Annotated in this window: 17 protein-coding genes; 3 read left to right on the top strand and 14 right to left on the bottom strand. The window is 45.8% G+C overall.

Going from position 1 to position 20193, the window contains the following annotated elements; all coding sequences use genetic code 11:
* Positions 1–60: 60 nt before the first annotated feature.
* Positions 61–801 (bottom strand): deoxyribose-phosphate aldolase, encoded by a 741-nt coding sequence (gene deoC / locus TA_RS03525; RefSeq protein ID WP_010901106.1) that lies wholly within the window; start codon positions 799–801, stop codon positions 61–63.
* A 4-nt stretch (positions 802–805) separates the two neighbouring features.
* Entirely contained in the window at positions 806–2218 is a 1413-nt protein-coding gene (locus TA_RS03520; protein ID WP_010901105.1) for an MFS transporter, read from the bottom strand.
* Between the two features lie 144 nt (positions 2219–2362).
* Between TA_RS03520 and TA_RS03515 the strand changes: the two genes are divergently transcribed.
* Complete coding sequence (locus TA_RS03515; protein WP_010901104.1) at positions 2363–3022, top strand: hypothetical protein; 660 nt, start codon at positions 2363–2365, stop codon at positions 3020–3022.
* A gap of 58 nt (positions 3023–3080) precedes the next feature.
* Complete coding sequence (locus TA_RS03510; RefSeq protein ID WP_010901103.1) at positions 3081–4202, top strand: saccharopine dehydrogenase family protein; 1122 nt, start codon at positions 3081–3083, stop codon at positions 4200–4202.
* Positions 4203–4237: 35 nt separating this feature from the next.
* Here the strand turns inward: TA_RS03510 and TA_RS03505 are convergent, their stop codons facing one another.
* Positions 4238–4639 (bottom strand): archease, encoded by a 402-nt coding sequence (locus tag TA_RS03505; RefSeq protein ID WP_241761898.1) that lies wholly within the window; start codon positions 4637–4639, stop codon positions 4238–4240.
* Positions 4640–4801: 162 nt separating this feature from the next.
* Positions 4802–6199 (bottom strand): YeeE/YedE thiosulfate transporter family protein, encoded by a 1398-nt coding sequence (locus tag TA_RS03500; RefSeq protein WP_010901101.1) that lies wholly within the window; start codon positions 6197–6199, stop codon positions 4802–4804.
* 107 nt (positions 6200–6306) lie between these two features.
* Here TA_RS03500 and TA_RS03495 point away from each other — a divergent pair, with 107 nt between their 5' ends.
* Entirely contained in the window at positions 6307–6930 is a 624-nt protein-coding gene (locus TA_RS03495) for a MarR family transcriptional regulator (protein ID WP_048161710.1), read from the top strand.
* 39 nt (positions 6931–6969) lie between these two features.
* Here TA_RS03495 and TA_RS03490 read toward each other — a convergent pair whose 3' ends face one another.
* From TA_RS03490 to TA_RS03445, 10 genes are all read right to left on the bottom strand, one after another.
* Positions 6970–7362, bottom strand: coding sequence for a hypothetical protein (locus tag TA_RS03490; protein WP_048161708.1), 393 nt, complete (start codon positions 7360–7362; stop codon positions 6970–6972).
* On the bottom strand, positions 7359–9851 hold the full coding sequence (locus TA_RS03485; protein ID WP_162053241.1) for a penicillin acylase family protein: 2493 nt from the start codon (positions 9849–9851) through the stop codon (positions 7359–7361). Before TA_RS03485 ends, TA_RS03490 begins: the two co-directional genes overlap by 4 nt.
* A gap of 710 nt (positions 9852–10561) precedes the next feature.
* Complete coding sequence (locus TA_RS03480; RefSeq protein WP_048161703.1) at positions 10562–11215, bottom strand: helix-turn-helix domain-containing protein; 654 nt, start codon at positions 11213–11215, stop codon at positions 10562–10564.
* 125 nt (positions 11216–11340) lie between these two features.
* On the bottom strand, positions 11341–12168 hold the full coding sequence (locus TA_RS03475; RefSeq protein ID WP_010901096.1) for an aldose 1-epimerase: 828 nt from the start codon (positions 12166–12168) through the stop codon (positions 11341–11343).
* Positions 12156–13355, bottom strand: coding sequence for an aminotransferase class V-fold PLP-dependent enzyme (locus tag TA_RS07870; RefSeq protein ID WP_010901095.1), 1200 nt, complete (start codon positions 13353–13355; stop codon positions 12156–12158). The genes TA_RS03475 and TA_RS07870 overlap by 13 nt, the downstream gene beginning before the upstream one ends.
* Positions 13352–14137: an SDR family NAD(P)-dependent oxidoreductase gene (locus tag TA_RS03465; RefSeq protein ID WP_241761897.1), complete on the bottom strand. Its 786-nt coding sequence runs from the start codon at positions 14135–14137 to the stop codon at positions 13352–13354. The genes TA_RS07870 and TA_RS03465 overlap by 4 nt, the downstream gene beginning before the upstream one ends.
* A complete protein-coding gene (locus TA_RS03460; RefSeq protein ID WP_241761896.1) occupies positions 14134–15570 on the bottom strand; it encodes an APC family permease in 1437 nt (478 codons plus the stop codon). The genes TA_RS03465 and TA_RS03460 overlap by 4 nt, the downstream gene beginning before the upstream one ends.
* Before the next feature lie 171 nt (positions 15571–15741).
* Positions 15742–17457, bottom strand: a complete 1716-nt coding sequence (gene tes, locus TA_RS03455) for a tetraether lipid synthase Tes (RefSeq protein WP_010901092.1) — start codon at positions 17455–17457, stop codon at positions 15742–15744.
* Between the two features lie 341 nt (positions 17458–17798).
* On the bottom strand, positions 17799–19073 hold the full coding sequence (locus TA_RS03450; protein ID WP_010901091.1) for a TrpB-like pyridoxal phosphate-dependent enzyme: 1275 nt from the start codon (positions 19071–19073) through the stop codon (positions 17799–17801).
* A gap of 45 nt (positions 19074–19118) precedes the next feature.
* The gene (locus tag TA_RS03445; protein ID WP_156778487.1) at positions 19119–20057 is read right to left on the bottom strand and encodes an MBL fold metallo-hydrolase; all 939 of its coding nucleotides are present in this window, start codon (positions 20055–20057) and stop codon (positions 19119–19121) included.
* Between the last annotated feature and the right edge of the window lie 136 nt (positions 20058–20193).

Genomic DNA, 20193 nt, shown 5'->3' with positions numbered 1-20193 from the left:
ATTGAAAAATTTTTGCACAAAATGTTTATTTAAAAAATACGTCATCGTCTGTTCTTTGATTCACTTCTTTATCTTCTTCATCTCTTCGAAGACCTTTCCTGTTCCGCTCATGCCGATCCTTAATTTTTCCGGATCGATAGGCCTCTTAGCGGCATCGATGATGCTCTCGATCTCCCGATAGGTGTGAATGCCGCCAGCCGCCTTTATTCCTATATCCGATCCAAGTTCTTCCGCTATCCTGGACATAAGCGACACATTGTCCGGCGTTGCTCCAGCTGCGTTTCCAAGAGAAGCGCAATAGTCCTTGTTAGCAAAACCCGTGCTCGTCTTAATGAAATCCGGTTTCGCCCTGATCACGGATCTGTAGAGTCTATCCTTCTCGTCTTGCGTCAGATAACCATCCTCGGTTATGATCTTTATCACCAAATCGTGATCCTTTGCTATCTTAACTACGTCAGTTAAATCTTGATCGACGTAATCCCAGCGATGCGATTTCACGTATCCCATCGGAACGACGATATCGACTTCATCAGCGTAATCTGAATCTTCTATGATCTTCTTCCTTGAGGATGTGGCAAGGGAACCGAAGGGAAAATCGATCGTCACATCAAGCTTGACTTTGTATCGTTTTTCATCGAGATATTCCTTTGCAAATTTTCCATAGATGGGTTCTATGCACACGGCATAATTTCCCATATCCTTAGCCTCTTCGATCAGCCTTGCAATATCCTTCTCCGTCAGATACGGCTTCAATCCACTGTGGTCCACCAGACGCATAACCTGCTCGATGCTGTACTTCATTGTCTCACTCCTTCATATATGCATATGCTTCCTTTGAAAGTTGCTCCTTGTACGCCATGGCCCTTTCCCAGGTCTTCTTCCTTATGAGGCCAAGGTATCCTCCAAGGAACATTAGCATGAATATTATTGAACTCGTAAAGGCAAGAACCGGCCCATATTTTATGAACAGCGCACCCTCGATAATGGAATTGAAAGCACCGACAAGGTTCAGCGAACCGTTGTATATGCCGTACACCGTCGCAGATGTGCCGGCAGGTGCAAGATCCACAGCATTTACTGCCCACGATCCGACCGTCAGGTTCATCAGCCCGCTGCCTATGCCGAGGAATATGGCAGTTCCAAGAAGGTTGTGCGCCTTCCCCGTGAAGTAAGAGAGACCGACCATGATTATCATCAGAACCATCGGTATGATGGCGCCTAGCCTCCTTGCAAGCGGCTTGTTATCAGGAAACTTTCTGAGCAAGCCATCGTTGAAAGGCCCGGAACCGAGAAAACCTGCTATCAGCGCCACATCTATGGCAGCAGAATAGAGACCGCTCTTCTCCACGGTATGGGCGAAGGTTGAAAACATCAGCGGCGGAAGCCAGTACAGGAACGTGAAGAGAACGTATCCGAATGAGAGAAATACAAGAAACGTGCCCCAGCCGGCCTGCGTGCCGAAGATCATCTTCGCAGCCATCTTCCAGCTAACACCTGACGGAAGAACCTTTTCCTCTTTCTCTTCTTCGGTCTTTCCTTCCCTGATGTACGCCAGCTCCTCACTGTTAACCTTCGAATCGTCAGCGGGCCTGTCCCTGACATAGAAATACCATATGGCAGCAAATATCAGTCCAAGTACTCCGAACAGAATGAATGCTGCCGGCCATCCGAACATTGTAACCAGAATTCCACCGGCGATCAGGCCGATAACAGGGCCGACAGCCTGCCCAGCACCGGCCAGCGTAAACGATTTGGACTCATCGTATCTGTTTGCCCATCCTTTTACGACCTTGGAATTTATGGGCCAAACTGGCCCTTCTCCAGCGCCCATAATCACTCGTACGATAACCATGCTGATGAAATTGAACGTGGCCGCTGTCAACGCCGTGAATACGGACCAGATGGCGAACATGGTCGCCATCGACTTCCTCAGGCCGAGCTTGTCAACGATCCAGCCACCCGGGAAGTTGAAGATCGCATAGGACAGAGACCAAAAGAACAGTATCAGCGAAATGTTGTGAACAGCTGTTGCGGTGAGCGCCGTAGCAGAATGAGACCAGCCAAAGCTGTATGCAAAAGCCGGCTCCGAGACTATCCATATCTCCCTGTCCGCGTAATTGAACAGTATTGCAAGAAAGAGAAGAGATACGATGACCCATCTGACCTGGCTTTTCTTCGTTTCACTTTTATGAACCTGAACAACCTTTCCTTCTTCCACGATCTATCAACGACACAGATCTATTTATTGATTTTGCATGATATATGTATATAATGCACAGTATATTTGATCTTAAAGATATCATATATTCCCATAATGCCTATGATCAAACAATCGTTATAACCGCGGGAGCCATTATGGTGCATGGATGTACAGCAAACGGTAATAGCGTCCACGATACTGATTTTCATCCTCTCGGCGATCCTCTCAGTGTTCCTCTCCATGAACTATTTGAGGAGCCGCAAATCGTCCCCGCTATACTGGTCTATAGGAATGTGGCTCTTTGCCTTCTCAGTGCTTCTTGAAGTGATATTTGCCTATGGAGTATTCAATCAGCCGCTCATAAGGATATACCTTTTCGCCGTAGCAGAGCTGGTCCTCTTCCTCTCCTTCGGATCTGCAAACCTGGCCACCGGGCGATGGATCAGGTACTATTATGTATACTCGGCTGCGGCTTCCCTGTATCTCATCACTTCGCTGATACTTTTTCCAGTTCAGCACATAATAGCCCACTATGTCGTCTTCGGCCCTCTGCCAATCAACGATACGATAGCTTCATCGCTGATAACCTTCCCAGCAGCCATCGTAATCATAGTCATGGCGGTGATAAGCTACAGAAGGAACAGAAATTGCAGGTTAATACCGATCATCCTGGGCGTCATAGTTGTCAGCATTGCAGGAACGCTCTACATTGCAAAGTTTCCGGCATTTCTCTATTATGCTGAATTCATTGGTATTTTGCTGCTCTGGATCGGCTTCTTCGATCCGAGAGCTGTGAGGAGCAAAAGCCAAGGAAAAAGCTGATGTATCCATTATTACGGGGATGAGAAGTATTATTTAGACATTTTACGTATATTTGCGTATGAATTTTATCGTCATAGGAGCAGGCAACATAGGCAGCGGAATAGCCCAGAACCTCCTAGAAGATGGGCATGAAGTGGAAATTGCAGATAAGAGCAGGGAATCGCTGAACAGGATCAGGGGCAGGAACCCGAAGATCAGGACTAGGGAATTCGACGTAATGGACAGATCCGCTTATCGCATGCTCAATGATTACGATGCATCTGTAAGCGCCCTCCCTGGAAGTATCGGCATGCAGTTTCTCAAGAATGTGGCGAAGATGGGCAAGATCGTTGTGGACGTATCTTACATGGAGGAAGATCCATACGATCTTAACGGTATCGCTCAATCGGCAGGCACTATCATCGTACCTGATATGGGCTTTGCGCCTGGGCTGACCAACGCCATAGTTGGCTACTTCTCTGCGGATCTTGACCAGATCAGGAACGTGAAGATATACGTGGGTGGAATTCCTGAAAAGCCTGTTCCGCCACTTGACTACACCATAACCTGGTCAGTTGAAGGCCTCATCGACGAATACACTAGACCCGTGCGGATCGTAAGGAATGGCACGGAGGATCATGTGCCAGCATTGTCCGGGATAGAGCGTATTGGTGTTGGAAACTATGCTGACATGGAGGCATTCTACACCGATGGCCTCAGAAGCCTAATCAGGAACATTAAATGCACCGGTGAAATGTTTGAGAAAACCATAAGGTATCCGGGGCATGCCGAGAAGATGGCAGCGATCAGAGATCTTGGTTATTTCGACAGGATCAAGGTGGATGGATGCAACCTCACGATGTTCGAGATATCGGAACAGATCTTCATGGAGAAGCTTTTCAGGCCGGACATTCAAGATGTTGTACTCATGAAGGTAGAGGTATCCGGGACAAAGCTGGGAAGAGAAGTGACGAGAACTGCGGAGATGCAGACCGGCTACGACTCATCACGCAAAAGGACGGCGATGGACATGGCCACATCCTTGCCAGCCAGCATAACCGCAGAGTTCCTATCCAGCAATGGTAAAATAACCTCTGGAATTGTCTTTCCGGAGATTCTGGGAAAAACCCAAAATTACTTCGAGTATCTTGTGAACAACATGAAGAAGAAAGGTATCAACGTTAACATTTCAGTGAAATAATCACATTGTCTGCTGAGAATGCTACGAGCTGCTGACTATAGATCAAATATTATTTTTGCATAACCCTCTTCAGGCTTAACGGCAAGATCACTGTAAGTTACGGCCTTGATCACGTTCCTGTACTCAATGCCTTCGGGAATCTCCGAACCGTAAAAATATGCGTCTAATTCACCATCGCTGTATTTCGATGTTATGCGGTAATACAGAATGTAATAGGTATCTAGATAGAAAAGGACACGAGAAAGCAGATTGACCATTATATCTTCGGGAGTTTTTCCTGTGATTACCTCATGCATCTTTCTGTTTTCCTTGAGCCTAGAAACATCCACTATCAGATCGGCCATCGCGTAAACTGCATTCGAAAAGAGCTCTTCATAGGTCTTTCCGTAGACGATAACGCCGATATCGCTCTCATGATCAACGACTTCGTAGCTCAACGTGCGGTTATCATCAGAATCCATAAAAAATTTTCATTGTAGGATCGAAATGCGCAGATCCATCGCGACAATTATGAAAAGGATAAAATCAATCTAGCATTCGCGTAAATTCATCTTTCCAACAAATGCATTAATATTAGAAAATATAAAAAGATTATGATATCAATTTCTGTATCCGCGACTGTTTAATTTTAGACCCATGACAAAGTACAGAGTCAGCCATGATCCTATGAGGACGGCCATGAGGAATACAAAGCTGGATATGGCCATCTGTATATTACCGGAAAGCACATGCCCAGACGCACATCCATTTGCCATCCTCGCCCCAAAGAGCACCAGGAAGGCACCGAAGAACGACCCGACGAATCTCTTCTTATCGCTCGGGCCGAATCTGTGTTCCCAGACCAACGGAACACGCTTTTTGAACTTCATGAACCGCTTGGATATGAATATCGAAGAGATCAATCCTCCCAGGAATGTTCCCAGATCGCTGAAAGGCTCCCAACCAATCTCACTGAACGGCAGGTCTATTGGCTTTCCGTTGACTATGTGCATCCCACCAAACAAATTCCAGTATGGATTTGAAGCCGCATATTGAGGATTAACGGCATAAAAAAGCTGCGCACCTATCCAAGAATAGGTTGTCGATTCACCGAATATCTGCCTAAGAAGAATAACAGCGACTGCAATCACTGTAAAAGCGATGCCAAGAACGATTATGCTCCTGGCATTTCTTATGCTGCTTTCGTTGGTAAGCCTTATGAGATACTGGTTCTGATCTGGATATTTCTTGTTCTCGTCGTCGATCATGTCATCGAATGTCAGCACTTTGTTGTTCTTTCCGGCAAGGTGAAAACCGCATGACTCTTTGACAGGTTGTTTCGGATATCGAGGCAAAAACAGGAACATACCGAGAAGTATTGCTCCGAATATCAGACTTGTGCCAAATATTTCCAGATGGCTCTTTATTCCAAATATTGAGTACCACGTAATTGGGCCATAATTGAACGTGTTCCAGAAGAATCCTCTCGCTGCTCCGAATATGAGCGACCAGGTGAGCGCGCCGAGCAGGCCTCCAAACACGGCATATATGGCGTCTCTTCTTCCCTGCCCAAGCGCAATCCATATTGTGCCTGGGAAGTAACCGGCGAGGCCAACACCAACACCGAAAAGCAGTCCGCCAACAACGACCCCGAAAACAAAGAAGTCCTTTATACCATAATGCGGAGATACCCCAGGTATGGCTGCAAATAGATAGAGAAGAATGGCCCCAAGCCCAATAGAAAAGCCAAAACATACTATCAGAAAACGATCCTGGAACGCCATGACCCGCATCAGAGTGTCTGGATCACTGAAGTTCCATATTTCCAGGGGTGTACCGAGTCCGAATCCTGCAGCTATCCCGAGCAAGAGCGGCGCTGGAGTGTGATGCAGAACTATCTGATAGTACAATCCAAGAACAAGCAGCATGATCGACAGCAGAAGCAAAAAAATAGACATAGCCCAGAATGCTGATTTACCGGCCTCTGCGGAGGTAGTTTTATTCACATTGCTGAACATACAGAATTAAAAATATAAGTAATATAATAATCTTAAGTTTATGTGCAATTTTTTACTATATTTTTTGCAACATAAGATGAAATTATTATTTTCGCAGATATTAAAAGATGATGATAGGATCATACGCACTGTCGATTTTGGACGAAGCCGAAGTACTGGTTGATCTCTTAACGGGAGGGGCGCCAAAGGTGAACAAGATATTCTTGATCACATCATCCAGAAGAAAAAGACCGGACTATTACGGCGAACTTGAGAGCTGCCTGAAGGAGATGGATCTGAACCTAGAAATAATAACAGTGGATGATGTTTCGAACTTTTTTGAGGTGTATCTTATCCTTGAAAAAATATGCGAACTAGAAGGCACTCCAAAATGGGTCAACGTAGGATCCGGACACGGCATCATGCTTTCTGCCCTTGCGGTGCATGCCTTCATAAAGGATGCCCTCTTGGTTGCGTTTGATAAAGAGGAGAAAAAGGTTATCGTCACTGATATCAAGAAATTGAAGAGGATAAAGATATATCAGAAAAGATACTTCGAACTCATCTCTGAACTTGGAGAAGGAGAAAAGACCATAACCGAACTGTCTAAGATCTTCAATCTTTCCAGGTCGGCTATGTCAAGAAGATTGAAGCACATGGAGACTCTCAATATAGTGGTTAGAAAAGGTACTGGGAGATCCAATATACCATATGTGTTCAAGCTCACCGAACTCGGAAGAAAATTATTGTAAAATTAATTATATGATTTTTCCGTTTTAAGACCATCGCTATTAAATTTTTACTTCGGAATTGTATCTGCCAGTTTTCCTGCGGACGATGGATCTGTTTATGAATACCCCTACAAAGGATCCGCCAAGGGCCATCACTCCGTCCAGTAGTATGGCCAGTATCACCAATAAAGAACCATTAATTCCTGCTATCGCCCCCACATAATACATCAATCGAAGCAGACCGGCCATTAGCAGAGGAATTTCGAAGATAATGAAGGCAGCCATGGAGACTACCGTGGACAATGCAATGGAGTAAATTGGTCTCATACTCACAAAGGCTGTAGATAACAGGCCTGCAATGATAACACCATACCAAAATCCTGAATACAGGAACAACAACGTGAGAGCAAGGCTGATGACCAGCACGATCAGAGCAGAATATAAGTTTTTCATTGAATCACCTCGAGAGTCGTTGTATCCATTATACTTTTAGATGGAAATGATGAGGCAGACGGATAGAAGATCAGCGGTAGGTATTCGCCGTTAATCCAGTAATTGATGTAATTTGAGTAGAGAGGGCTGGCTGGATTCTCGCTCTGGCCACCTGGATAAACGCCGTACGAATCTGATAGATTTGCAAAATTGAGTATCATCGTGAAGCTCTGCCCGCCGCTGGGCCAGTTATACGGGCCAACGCCAGACGCATCGTTCGGTGTGTTGTAGTCTCCACCTCTCGGCAGCGGCCCAACGCTAAGCTGGCTTATACCAAGGAGACTAGGAAATACGAATCCATAAAAGTGACCCCACGTATAGTTTCCGCTCGGATACTCGCTCTCAAGGTAATCCATAGCCTTTATCATCGCTGATGCTGTAAGGTTCGTCATGCTCTGATTTGAGAAAGGATACGCGCTGTCATTGATGATCATATGGGCCATGTCAAGATCGAAGGATGCTATACCTATGCTGTTCGGAAAACTTCCACCCATACCTGTCACGTTCAGGATGTCCCTGTATTCAGGAAATACGCCGTGATCCTTGAAGAACGTATGGAATATCTCATTAAACAGGTACATGTAGGTGAAGAACCAGACGCTTGCAGCCCTGGAATTGACGTCCATGCTGTAGTTCCAAGAACTCAGCATTGATAATGCAGATTCCACCGTTGCATTCTGATATCCGGCCATGTATTTCAGCATGTATGGAACGGCCATAACTGCCTCATAGTCCGTATAATTGTGGCTCTGGAGATTCATCATGTCGGTGATTGTCAGATCCGTGTGCGTCCTAAGGTAGGATTCCTCCAGCATAGCCCTGAATCCTGGCGAAGGAGTCATCGTATCACCGAACCAATATGGGTATGCTGGGCCCACCTGTCTCTGATTTGAACTCACTATGAATCCATCACTGGGGTTGACGGCGTGGGGCACCATGGAATACGGTATTGATCCGCTTATATACTGAGTGCCGTTGCCTGGCATTATCGCGTTTGGATTATAGGGTACTGCGTTTGTAGATGAAAATATTGGATAGTAGGCAGGCGATATATCCGCTATCGTATCATTGATGTCAGCAAAGGCAAAGTTCTGATATGGTGCCTTCCATATCTCCAGATCCGAGGAGAATTGCTTCCAGTTTGTTGCATTCATAATGTTTAAGATTGCACCGATATCGTTTGTGAACATGTTTCCAAGCCAGTCCATAACTATTGCCGTAGATCCGTTCTGATCCAGTATGGGGCCAAGGTTTGTCCAGTTTACCCTAAAGCCATTTACAATGTATGATTTAACTGGCTGGTATGTTCCGTTCCACAGGTATGTTCCATTCACCACATTTTGAACAAAGAAGAATGTTCCCCATGAGATTGCCTGGGTATCTGTCAACGTCCAGCCAATGTGTTCGTTATATCCTATGACTATTATCGGCGCTCCAGGCAAAACCACACCATAAACGTCAAAGTGTGGGTCAACAAGCTGAACCTGGAACCAGATCGATGGAAGAGAGAATCCCAAGACAGGGCCTCCAACAAGAATTGGCTTTCCTGTTGCAGTTCTGTTTCCAGAAACAACCCATTCATTGCTGTGATCAGTTGGATTCGGTGGGAACAGGTGCAGAGGATCCCACATTTTTGCAATACTTACGGCTAGAGATGCAACGGTAGCATTAATAGGATAGGTGTTTTCTGACATCGAAAGCACGTATTGATTTGGGGTTCCGTTATAGCCTCCATAGTAGAATTGAGGTATGGGCGAAAATGGGGTTATGAGATCATTTACCAGGCTTCCAATCTTGTATGAAAGCAGGGAATAAAGAATTGAGTCATCGCTGAATTCCAGCGTCTGTATCATGTATTCCTGAACCGCGAATGTATCAACAGGGGACCAGTATCCAGGCTTATAGTCAAGCAGATTGAATTCGAATGGTAGCAGATTGTGGGACTCCGAGTAATTTATGTAATCATTGATGCCTTGCGAATAAGCCGTGACAGCCTGATATGTGAGATAATCGGTACTGTTCACACTCATATTGCTTACGATGGCATTCCAGTCCCTCTGCGCGGTCAAAGGCGCACCGGTCATTGTCTGAAATCTATCATAATTGTAGTATCCAGATCCAAGCATGTTGGCCAACTCACCCATTGCGGTCAATTTAAAGAGCTCCAGCTCAAAAAGCCTGTTCTTTGCCTGAATGAATCCCAGAGCCAGGAACAGATCATGATTATCTTGTGCATAGATGTGGTACACTCCATATCTATCCTGTATTATGGTTACGTCGTGCTGAAGTCCTGGGATCTGTATTGTCTCATTCCCTATGATCAGATTGGACGCATTTCTGGGTACTCCCGTTTCAGGATTCAGCAGTGATATCAATGGCGTTATGGAGCCGATGACCACTATGAGAACAACTATAATTGCACCGATTATAAGATAAATAGAATTTTTCATAAGTATTGATTTGAAAACCATGATATAATCATTTGCTTAAAATGTTAGGATCAGTTACATATTAAGCACAAAACCTTTTCAATTTGATGCATCAATGTTCTTTACAGTCTACGGCTGAACACGTGGAACATTGAAGTGAATAGCCCTAAACGTCTGGTTAAAGGCTTTTAGGATAAGGCAGAGGTTATGCTCGCATGCGCTTCATCAACGAAGATATGCCCATAAGAAAATTATTTGCCATGCGGATTATAACATGGATTCATGCAATCGGGCATTTCGATCTATACGGTATGAATGACAGTAGAACCCCGAAGGCTGAGATGCTGTTCGCACCATGTATTGGCAAGCTATAGTTAACTGGTTACGATGAATTGAAGATCAAAACGCGGTATGCTTGAACAAATAATGGAAGAAGATAGAGAGGAGAAACGAACGCTGTGAAGATTGCAAGATATCGATCGGCCGCAAAAGATGAGATTCTGATAATGCAAAATCATACAAGCATGATGGGGATATTCGCATGGCTTCTATCGAGAAATATTTTACAAAGGCGCATTGCGCTAGAACCCCACTATGAATTCTACGAACCAACATAATGCAGGATCTTTATACACTTTGACAGATATAATATCGGACCTATGAAGCATATCGAAATCTAGGACTCTGTCTTCGTTACATGCGTCTAACCGGAAATGGCATATCGCATGTGATTATCCATTTAGGTATGCCCTTATGAGCTTGCGCTGGGCCTCCCTTAAATACTGATCAACTGATACTGCGGATACCCCGATTTTCTGCGCAATGTCCTTCAAATGCACATCCTTAGGATAGTTGAAGAATCCCATCTCAAAGGCGTTTCTGAGCACCTTTTCCTGCATCTCGGTGAGCCTGGGCGGGCCGTTGATCGACTCTGCCTCAATTTCCTGAACCTGCCGATGGACTATCTTGCCGTATACAGAGAGATCCTCCCTTATAAGATCGAAGTTGTCTGCCGTTGTTATCATTGAAATAACGTCCCCGCCAGTACCTGTATATTCATCGTAGAATATTGTTCCAACTCTGTTGCTCAAATAAAATGGTGAATTATCGCTGTACTCCAAATATCCTATAAAAAGTGTTTTACCGTTGATAGAACGGTCGAATACAGACAGTGTCTTTGGGTTATTGCGAACCTTCGTTATGATCAATTTTGCAACATCCTTGGATTGGATCGGGTAAACGCTCTCATAGGTTATCATCCGGTCTCCCCGGTAGGGAACGCTCCATAACAGCTTGACACTCATGTTTTCATTGATGAAATTGAAGGTACAGCTATCGTGAAGGTATGTGATCTTGGCTCTGACCAGCCTTATTCCAGACAACATCTCATATTTAATGGGCATATATGATCAATATAATTCTATACTTAAATGCTTAGCATCCTGCTAAATATGTTTCCTAAATCTATAGATCCGGTTAAATATCATATATATACCACGAAGGCATCCGATCATATTGATGCAACCCTGATGTCGAAGCCGCACAGAAATGTCTCACCAGGTTTGAGGTCGATCAGGCCTATTTTATTATTGTAAGCATTGGGCGCACCGGTCATGGGTTCTACTGCAAGGGATCTTCTTTCCGCATATTTCCCATCATAGACCTCGAAGTAAGGCATGGATCTCCGATCCAGCTCAATCATTCTGTCCGAAGATACAAGAAGGATCATGCCATCACTATAGAACGAATCATCGTAATAGCCCTCAATCTTCTTCGTCAGAAAGTTCACACTTTCATCTTTTCGCAATGAAAGATCGCCGCCAGAGAAAAGCCTCACTGCGCTGTTCGAGAATTTGATGAACCAGAAATCTCTGTAAAGGAAATACGGATGAGATCCACAGACCAGCGGTGCTTCGTTATTTCCAGTATTCTCCACAGAGATGACGGTGCCCAGAGAATCATGTTGGACAGCATAATTCACGTATATGTTTAGTCTGGAGGGATATCCCGATCTTTCAAGGGCGTACTTCAGCAGAATCGAATCTACGTCCTTGTATATTATAGAAAAATAAGCAGACTTAACCAGGCCGTGTATACTGTCCGTAAAGTTTCCCTCATATCCAGCATTTCTAGGAAGTTGGTATCTTCTGCCATGCCAGGTATATGTACCATCAGAAACTATGTCAGCGTATGGAATGAGAATGGCCATTCCGCCATGCGTGGCATATCTGTCTGAGGATCTCTTGAGTATCTCCATGTTCGAGATCCTCAGCGAGGATACAAAGGCTCCCCTGCGTGATACCCTGCAGACCGATGATCCAGACCTCAGTTCCTCCATCTCGTCTCTCCCTTCTCCGCACGCACGATGCTTGAAAGGCCGTCTATTATTATGGGCACGTCGTCCTCCTTAAGGCATTGAGGGTTCAGATACAGTTTGCCGTCTAAGGAGTAAGTGTATATGGGAACGCGGAAGTTCTTCAATCTTGAGCATACTTCATCCGCTGACATACCATTTTCAAAGCTTATCTCAACCCTTGGAATTGCCACCGGTCTTGGATGGTTCCATCCCGGATCGACGACCCGCACGGTCATCTCCTGGTCTATGTCCGATATCATCTTGGCGATATTGTCCGCCATGCTCCTTTGCTTCCTCAACCAGTCCTCATCGTTGAATGTAAGGAATCTTTCCACTGCGGCAACTGTAGCTACAATTATCTCCTTGCTGATCTTCATGGGTCTTCCGATGAACACTCTTGTTCCGTCCGGCCCATTTTCTTCGCTGAATGGCCCAAGTGATTGCGCCATCATTATTATGTCCTTACGGCCGACCATGAGACCAGAGTTGCTCAGCCCGCCCAGCATTTTTCCTCCACTGTACAGTACAAGATCGGAGCCCATCTTCAGATACCTTGTGAGATTTCCCTTCGGTGGTATTTCAGCAGCTGCATCCACTATGACCGGTACATTGTATGAATGGGCTATCCTGATGACCGACTCCAGCGGAAGCGCACCATCCATTGGATCTAATTCATAGTGCAAAACAGCTAGTATATTTTTGCCATGTTTCTTTATCGTTTCTTCAAGCGATTGTTCAGATACGTATCCTTCGTCTCCAAATTCTATGATGCCAGGACCTGCCATGTATATTAGATCCCTGAACTCTGTCTTGTGAGGCCTCTGGACGGCCACCACCATCTTCCTGCCCTCCTCAATGATGTCTTTGATGTATCTTGCCCCTGTTTTCAGGGATAAGAGGGACGCTAATCCCAAGACAGTTCCGGCTGCAGCTCCAGCGGTTATATATGCAGCCTCCACGCCAAGTCTTCTTGCGATATATTCCCCAGCGATCCGAGAAAAATCCTGCATGTTGATGAATATGTCGCTTACGTATTTCATTGATTCAATTATTTCGTCGGATACCGTATTTCCTCCGAGAAATGTCATTGTACCTATGCCGTTGACAACCCGCATGGATCGTACGAATTTCAGAAAATCTGTCAGTATGCTGTTCTCATCGTCGATCATACCAGAAGCAGACCTCCATCCACAACTATATCGGCCCCATTTATATAGCTCGCACCCTTTGACAGAAGGAATAGCACTACCGAGGCCACTTCAGCGGCTTCACCGCGTCTTCCAAGTACGCTTTCAGCAGCATACTGCCTCTCCACCTCGTCTGGATCCAAGCCACGCTTCCTAGCCTGATCGAGTATGTCCTCGTCGTTCATAGGCGTCTTAATATTTCCAGGGCTTACACTGTTTACCCTGATACCTAGCATGCCTAGGTCGGCAGATAGCGCTCTTGTCAGTGCAAGTATTCCTCCCTTGGTCATAGAGTAGAGGGGATGACCTGCCTCAGGCCGCTGTCCGGACACCGATGCTATGTTCACGATGGATGGGTAATCTGATTTTCTGAGAAGCTGGAGGAACTCCCTGGTCATAAGGAAATAACCCTTCAGGTTGACACTGGTTATCCTTTCATAATCATCCTCCGTAGAGTCCTCTATTTTCTTATAGAAGTAGATACCCGCATTGTTCACAAGAAAATCAAGCCGTCCGGAAGTTTCAGCTACACGATCTCTTAGACTTGCGATGTCATCCAGGGAATCAACGCTGCCATGCAGGCCATGGAATCTGCCTTCATCAACACCATGATCTGGAAATGCCTTGTCTATTCCATAAACTTCGGCACCAGCATCCAACAGTGCATCGGCTATTGCCTTTCCTATGCCTTGGAATGCGCCGGTAACCACCGCCGTAGATCCAGAAAAATCGAAGATGTATTTTGCACTCGTCAACTTCATCATTGCACCTCCTCGCTGTTCAGCAGTACACTGCCCAGCTTATTCTTGCTATGAAGATATATTACGTAGACCAGTGATCCTATCAAGAGCGCGAATATGACGTAAAGGCCAGTCAGATACGGCTGGCCTATGCCCACGTATGATGTTATGTCTGCATATATGAAGAGAGCCGCTGCAGCGATGGTTGGCACTAGAGTATACGTTGCAACCTTTGCAGTCACCCGTCTGTAAAGTTTTCTAAAGAATGGTACTGATGAGGCATCAGCGATCAGATGCTGAAGGACCCACATGAATGTTGTTAGCGCACCAAAGAGGAAGAGAGAATAGAAGATGCCCTGTGAGTATCCGTATACGTGCACGAGGGCTATAGGACTAACGATTGTTAAAAGAGCGGTGACTGCCAGTTCAAATGCTGCGGCATATACCGGAGTTTTGTACTTTCTGTGAGTTCTTGAAAATCTCCTTGGAAAAACAAAATTATCACGCCCCATGGCGTATATGAGTCTCGCACCGCTCATTCCGCCAACGATCCCTGCCCAGATCTGCCCTATCAGCGCTATCACTATGAATACAAGCGTCCCTATACTTCCTATATATTTACCGAAGGCCACAACAGCCGGGTTCCAGTCAGTGGCCAGAGAAGATGCATTGGAAAGCCCGACAGCTGCAACCTCTGCATATGTAACGATGACGCTGACAACCGTCAGCAGCACTATTGATATTATTATAGATCTCCACACTGTTCTTTCGCTCGTCCTGGTCTCCTCGGCAAAGTAAAATGGAGCACCATACCCTGTGAAGAAGAGGAATCCAGCTGTAACCGAGGCAAACATGACGCCGGTAATTCCCGCCGGTGCTCTGGCTATATTGAACGCCTGCACACTGTTGTATGGCGTCCTGGCTATTGTTATAAATGAAAAAATAAGCACGATCAGAATCTGCACAGCCACAATTATGAGAACGGACAGACCTGATATCCTTATATCGAAGACTGTGAACAGGAACATGAGCACTGTGGAAATCAATGCTATTATTATGTAAAGTGCCAGAGGAAGAGTGTATCCATAAAGCGCTGAAAGCGCGGTTGAAAGTATGTAAGAGACTGCAACCACCGAGACCACATCCATCAATATATAATAGAAGAGATTAACAAGCGCAACATATTTTCCTGTGGCAGGGCCGAATCCTTTCTCGGCAAAGCCATAGTATCCACCGGCAAAGCTCACATGTTTGGAGAACATCAGTGCGGGAACCGAAACCAGCAGGATGGCTAGTGCCGCGAATATCGGCACTATCGGCGCGGCAAAGCCGGCATACACGACTGCGCCTGCCCCATTGGATACTGCAAAGGCGAGAGGATATATGGATCCCATTGATAGTGCGACAAGCGTCCATAGACCAAGCTCCTTACCCTTTAAGGATGTCTCTTCACTCAAAAGATCACCGGTATGTCATTCATGAACGTGATATAAAGAGCAATCCTTAAATTTTAATTCATATCAATTCAAACGAAAGAATAGCTATTACAGCAAGGGAAATATATAGAAGCAAACCAGGTTAAATATAAATAGAGAATTACAAAAAATATCGATCTGATTTTGATCAGATCACATGTCTGGGTTCTGCGAAGATATCACAGGGACAGGATCCTCAAGCTTCTGGCCTATCTCCTCCTCGGTGAGCTTCCTGCCTATGCTCCTCTCGTAGAAGGCGATGATCCTCTTCTTATCCTCAAGGCTGTACTCCCTGAAATACTTCTCCTTCTTGAGGCTCCTTCCGGTCTTCTCCTCGTATACCTTCGCAGGGATCGAATACTTTCTCTGAGTCGAATCCCTGTAGAGTTCAGGTATGACGTTGAATGCGCAGAACGGTATCACTCTGCCATCCGGCATCGCATAGTGGATATCGCACCTCTCCACACGATCAACATCGTACGTGTACGGGTCCTGGAAGTGCATGAAGCCTATGAACATAGACTTGTAGTGGAACGCCTTCAAACCGTGGTAATCACCCTCTGTGAATGCGTTGTAAACCATGTCCTTCAGCTTGAAGTCCTTCGGCGCCTTCTCATAGTCTACGAACTTCTTGAGGTTGTACAGCAGCTTTGCAGTGCTCTCAACCTTCCTGAGGCTCTTGAACGTTGAATCTCCTATCTCGTCTGCAAGGTTCTGGATGTACTCGAACATTCCCTTCACATCGACAAACCTCGTGACTGGTATGACCTTCTCATCATCCTTGAACAGGTATGTTCCCATACCGCAGGCGTAGTGTATCGATAGCTTGTATGTTGGCCTGCCCTTTAGCGCAGCCACGAAATTGGAAACCGATGCTGTAGACGGCACGGTGAAGAAGTCCTCCCTGCCTATGAGGCCATCCGTCTGCTGTTCGATCTTCTTTATTGCTCCCGGTATGGTTATCCTCTGCTTGGCCCTTGCCCTGTCCGGCATCCTGCCCACCAGGCTCACAGGCTGGAAGTTGACTGCCCTGACCACGTCTATATTCGAAAGCCCAAACCTTATGATATCGCCCAGATACATATCGTTGACTCCGCCTATGACGGTCGGAACAAGGACGACACCGAGCGGTGCCTTCTTGTAGTTCTCCAGGGCAGCAGGTATCTCCCAGAAGTTCTTCGGATTCGATCTTGGTGTAGGGCCATCGAAGCTGGTGTATATGACGTTTGAACCGGCCTCTCTGACCCTTCTCACGAAGTCTGGGTCGAAGGCAGCCCTGACACTGTTCGTGTTGAGCTGGACATGATCGTAGCCCTCTTCCCTGGCTATTCTGACTATATCGATTATATCGTCCCTCATCGTTGGCTCTCCGCCGGTTATCTGGACGGCGTTTGCCCCTACAGGCTTCTCATTCTTCATGCGGCGCAGCATCATTCTTATCTGATCCTGCGTTGGTTCGTAAATGGGTTCATTCTCCTTTGCGTAGAAGAAGCAATACCAGCAGGAGAGATCACACCTGTTCGTAACAACTATATTTCCGAGACCCGTGTGGGATTTGTGTTTGACGCAGAGACCGCAGTGTGTCGGGCATACGATCTTTGAAGCATAATAGGCAACGTTAGGATTCAGTATCTTCACGCCCGGATCCTGCCACTTCTTTGCCTCCTCGAACATCTCGTAGTCTTCCCAGTATTTCTCAACCGTAACGCCGTGCTCTGGGCATTCCTTTATGAGCTTGACCTCGCCACCCTCTTCATACACTATGGCAGGGATCCTCATCTGATCGAACTTCTCCTCGTCAACACAGCCTGGGCATAGGCTTTCTGTTACCCTTATAACAAGCATGTCCTCGTTTATGAGATGGCCCATTTCATTAACAAACTCATCAACACTCTTAAATGGAGCATTTTCACTTATTTCAAAGTCACTGGCGAACCTTATGTTTGGATATTTTTCCTTCTCAACCGACAGCATCTTTTGAATTCACCAACACTATAAAAGTATGGAATATTAAAACTGTTTTGTCTCTGCCTCTGCTAATAACGTAGTTTGGCGATTAGCATTACAAGATACAATGTTATAGCCCTATCGTATACAGCGTATACGTATTTTGTAAAATATTCTTATATTTAACTACAAAAATTGTCGTTTTGGTGAAAATCAAAAATGAGTATTAATTGGTATATATTCTTTGTTGATTTCGATCCATGTCATTCGAAATGCAGGGCTTCTGCATAGTTGCCAAGATCGAGGAGGCCATGGCCGGAGAAGCTTACAAGAACGGTCTTCTTCTCGCCTCTGTTCTTATCTGCTATTTCCTTCAGTATGGGAAGTGCATGCGATGTTTCTGGAGCAGGTATGTAACCCTCCGTTTCTGAGAATATCCTTGCCCATTTGAATGCCTCCTCCTGATCGTAATCCCTTGCAGACACTATGCCCTTGTTCATCAGCAGGCTTAGCGTTGGGGCAACTGCGTGATAGCGCAGGCCGCCGGCGTAAACTGCCGGAGGTATGAAGTCGTAACCGATGGTGTACATCTTGAGCAAGGGCAGAACCTTCCCGGTGTCAGGATAATCATACCTGTATTCGCCCTCCGTCATCTTGGGCACCTCCTTCGATCCAGAGGCTATGTACGTCCTCCTGATCTTTCCTGAGGAAAGTTCGTCGGCCAGGAACGGGAAGGCAAGTGCGGCGTAGTTCGAACCACCGCCAACGACACCGACTATGTAATCCGGATCCTCACCGGCCATCTCCATCTGCTTCTTTGCCTCCATGCCTGCTATTGTTTTGAAAAGTATGTCCGAATTTATAACACTTCCAGCGATGTACTTTCCACCATTGTCAAGTGCGTAATGTATGGCCTCGCTTATGGCTAGACCAAGCGATCCTGGAGTGTCCGGCATCCTCTTCAGGACTTCCCTTCCATACTCTGTGAATTCGGATGGACTTGGATGGGGGTGTGCCCCGTACATGTACATCATGTATTTGCGGTATGGCTTTGCATAGAAACTAGTCCGTACCATGAAAATGTGCGATTCCATGTGGAAGAGCGCCGAGGCGAGGGCAACTGCGGAACCCCACTGGCCTGCACCCGTTTCCGTTGATACGAATTTTGCGCCCTCCTCCCTCGCAAAGAAGACATGCGCAAGCGCACTGTTTATCTTGTGCGAACCTGAATACGTGTAGGATTCCATCTTCAGGAATATCTTCAGATTTCCTCCAAGCAATTCCTCCAGCTTCTTTGCCCTTATTATCGGGGTCGGCCTGCCAACCTGCATGTACCTCTCGAGTATCTCATCAGGTATCTTCGGATAGCGCTCGCCGGAAAACTCGTACTCCAGAACCTTTGCCGGCACAGCCTTCTTAAGCGTATCGAATGCCTCTCCAGTCTCGTCCCTGGGTGTTGGCAGTTCCTCCGGGAGATCGGGCAAAATGTTGTACCAGTGATCTGGCATCTCGTCCTGTTTTAGATCTATTCTTATCATTGCTCAGATTATGAAAATCATGTATAAAATTTATGCGGTATGCAATTATTGTATGTATGAATATTTAATTATTCCATTCTCCTCGATCCGCCTGACCATGCCCTTGCGATCCATGTGCTTGAGGTGCGATACCGTTTCCAGTATGGCAAAGTTCCTCTCCATGAAGTTCATCGTATCCATCTTCCTGCCCTTGCTCCAGGTTATGTCCCTTGCAACCTCGTAGGCTGTCTTGGGCGACTTCAGGGCAGCGATGATGGCACGCATCCTGTCATGGTGATGCTTCTCTATATCATCGATTCGGATCTTAGGTTCTGTTATCACGTTTCCATGGCCCGGAAAAATCCGATCCACCTTCATGGCCCTGACCTTCTCGAGGCTTTCCAGATAATTTCCAAGATCGTCCTCATCTCCATAAACGGCGATGTTGGGTGTTATCCTGTCGAGTATATGATCCCCTGCAAAGAGATCGCGGCTATCCTCGATGTAGACCGCGGTTGATCCAGGGCTGTGGCCAGGCACCTCTACGAATTTAATACCGGAGGCGTTTATCTTCCTGTAATCTTGAACGAAATCCAACTTCGAATAGTAATCGAAGTACCGTATCACAGGATGCATGGTTATTATCTCCTCAACCATCGATGGCGGGACTCCATTGACCCTGAAGATCTCTGAGTGCCTCTTTATGTATCCATCGCGATCCTCATTGGCGTTCATGATCAGATCGAGATCAAGATGATTCATGTATGCCGGTATGCCGTATTTTTCATGGAGATAGAGGACGCCCCCAAGGTGGTCGATGTGGAGGTGCGTGATAAACACAAAATCGATCTTCTTAAGGTTCTGTTCTATGGATTTGATTGAATTATCGGACATGCCTGAATCTATCAGGAATGCAGAATCATCGGTTTCGAGCCTGTATATATTGGCAGTCTTGAGTGCCCTTATCTCGATTGGCACTGTGAATGTTTCTATGAGCAATTGCATGCACTGACATTGGCGTTCGATTGATAACATTTTTGATTGTAAATTATTTATATGTTATGATAATTGATTTATTGATATGCTATCCTATTATATTGATTTGCAAAATTTGATATATGATATCATTTATCTATAGAAC

This window comes from Thermoplasma acidophilum DSM 1728, assembly GCF_000195915.1.
GTDB classification, from domain to species: Archaea; Thermoplasmatota; Thermoplasmata; order Thermoplasmatales; family Thermoplasmataceae; genus Thermoplasma; species Thermoplasma acidophilum.
The sequence above is the reverse complement of the archived record's forward strand: the minus strand, read 5'-3'. Positions and strand labels throughout refer to the sequence as shown.

What these genes read in the sequence shown, in the direction of transcription:
- TA_RS03445 (WP_156778487.1), bottom strand. Translation starts at nt 20,057, where the DNA reads ATGCAATTGCTCATAGAAACATTCACAGTGCCAATCGAGATAAGGGCA.
- TA_RS03515 (WP_010901104.1), top strand. Translation starts at nt 2,363, where the DNA reads ATGGATGTACAGCAAACGGTAATAGCGTCCACGATACTGATTTTCATC.
- TA_RS03465 (WP_241761897.1), bottom strand. Translation starts at nt 14,137, where the DNA reads ATGATGAAGTTGACGAGTGCAAAATACATCTTCGATTTTTCTGGATCT.
- tes (WP_010901092.1), bottom strand. Translation starts at nt 17,457, where the DNA reads ATGGGCCATCTCATAAACGAGGACATGCTTGTTATAAGGGTAACAGAA.
- TA_RS03500 (WP_010901101.1), bottom strand. Translation starts at nt 6,199, where the DNA reads ATGTTCAGCAATGTGAATAAAACTACCTCCGCAGAGGCCGGTAAATCA.
- TA_RS03490 (WP_048161708.1), bottom strand. Translation starts at nt 7,362, where the DNA reads ATGAAAAACTTATATTCTGCTCTGATCGTGCTGGTCATCAGCCTTGCT.
- TA_RS03485 (WP_162053241.1), bottom strand. Translation starts at nt 9,851, where the DNA reads ATGAAAAATTCTATTTATCTTATAATCGGTGCAATTATAGTTGTTCTC.
- TA_RS07870 (WP_010901095.1), bottom strand. Translation starts at nt 13,355, where the DNA reads ATGATCGACGATGAGAACAGCATACTGACAGATTTTCTGAAATTCGTA.
- TA_RS03480 (WP_048161703.1), bottom strand. Translation starts at nt 11,215, where the DNA reads ATGTTGTCTGGAATAAGGCTGGTCAGAGCCAAGATCACATACCTTCAC.
- deoC (WP_010901106.1), bottom strand. Translation starts at nt 801, where the DNA reads ATGAAGTACAGCATCGAGCAGGTTATGCGTCTGGTGGACCACAGTGGA.
- TA_RS03510 (WP_010901103.1), top strand. Translation starts at nt 3,081, where the DNA reads ATGAATTTTATCGTCATAGGAGCAGGCAACATAGGCAGCGGAATAGCC.
- TA_RS03450 (WP_010901091.1), bottom strand. Translation starts at nt 19,073, where the DNA reads ATGATAAGAATAGATCTAAAACAGGACGAGATGCCAGATCACTGGTAC.
- TA_RS03475 (WP_010901096.1), bottom strand. Translation starts at nt 12,168, where the DNA reads ATGGAGGAACTGAGGTCTGGATCATCGGTCTGCAGGGTATCACGCAGG.
- TA_RS03495 (WP_048161710.1), top strand. Translation starts at nt 6,307, where the DNA reads ATGATGATAGGATCATACGCACTGTCGATTTTGGACGAAGCCGAAGTA.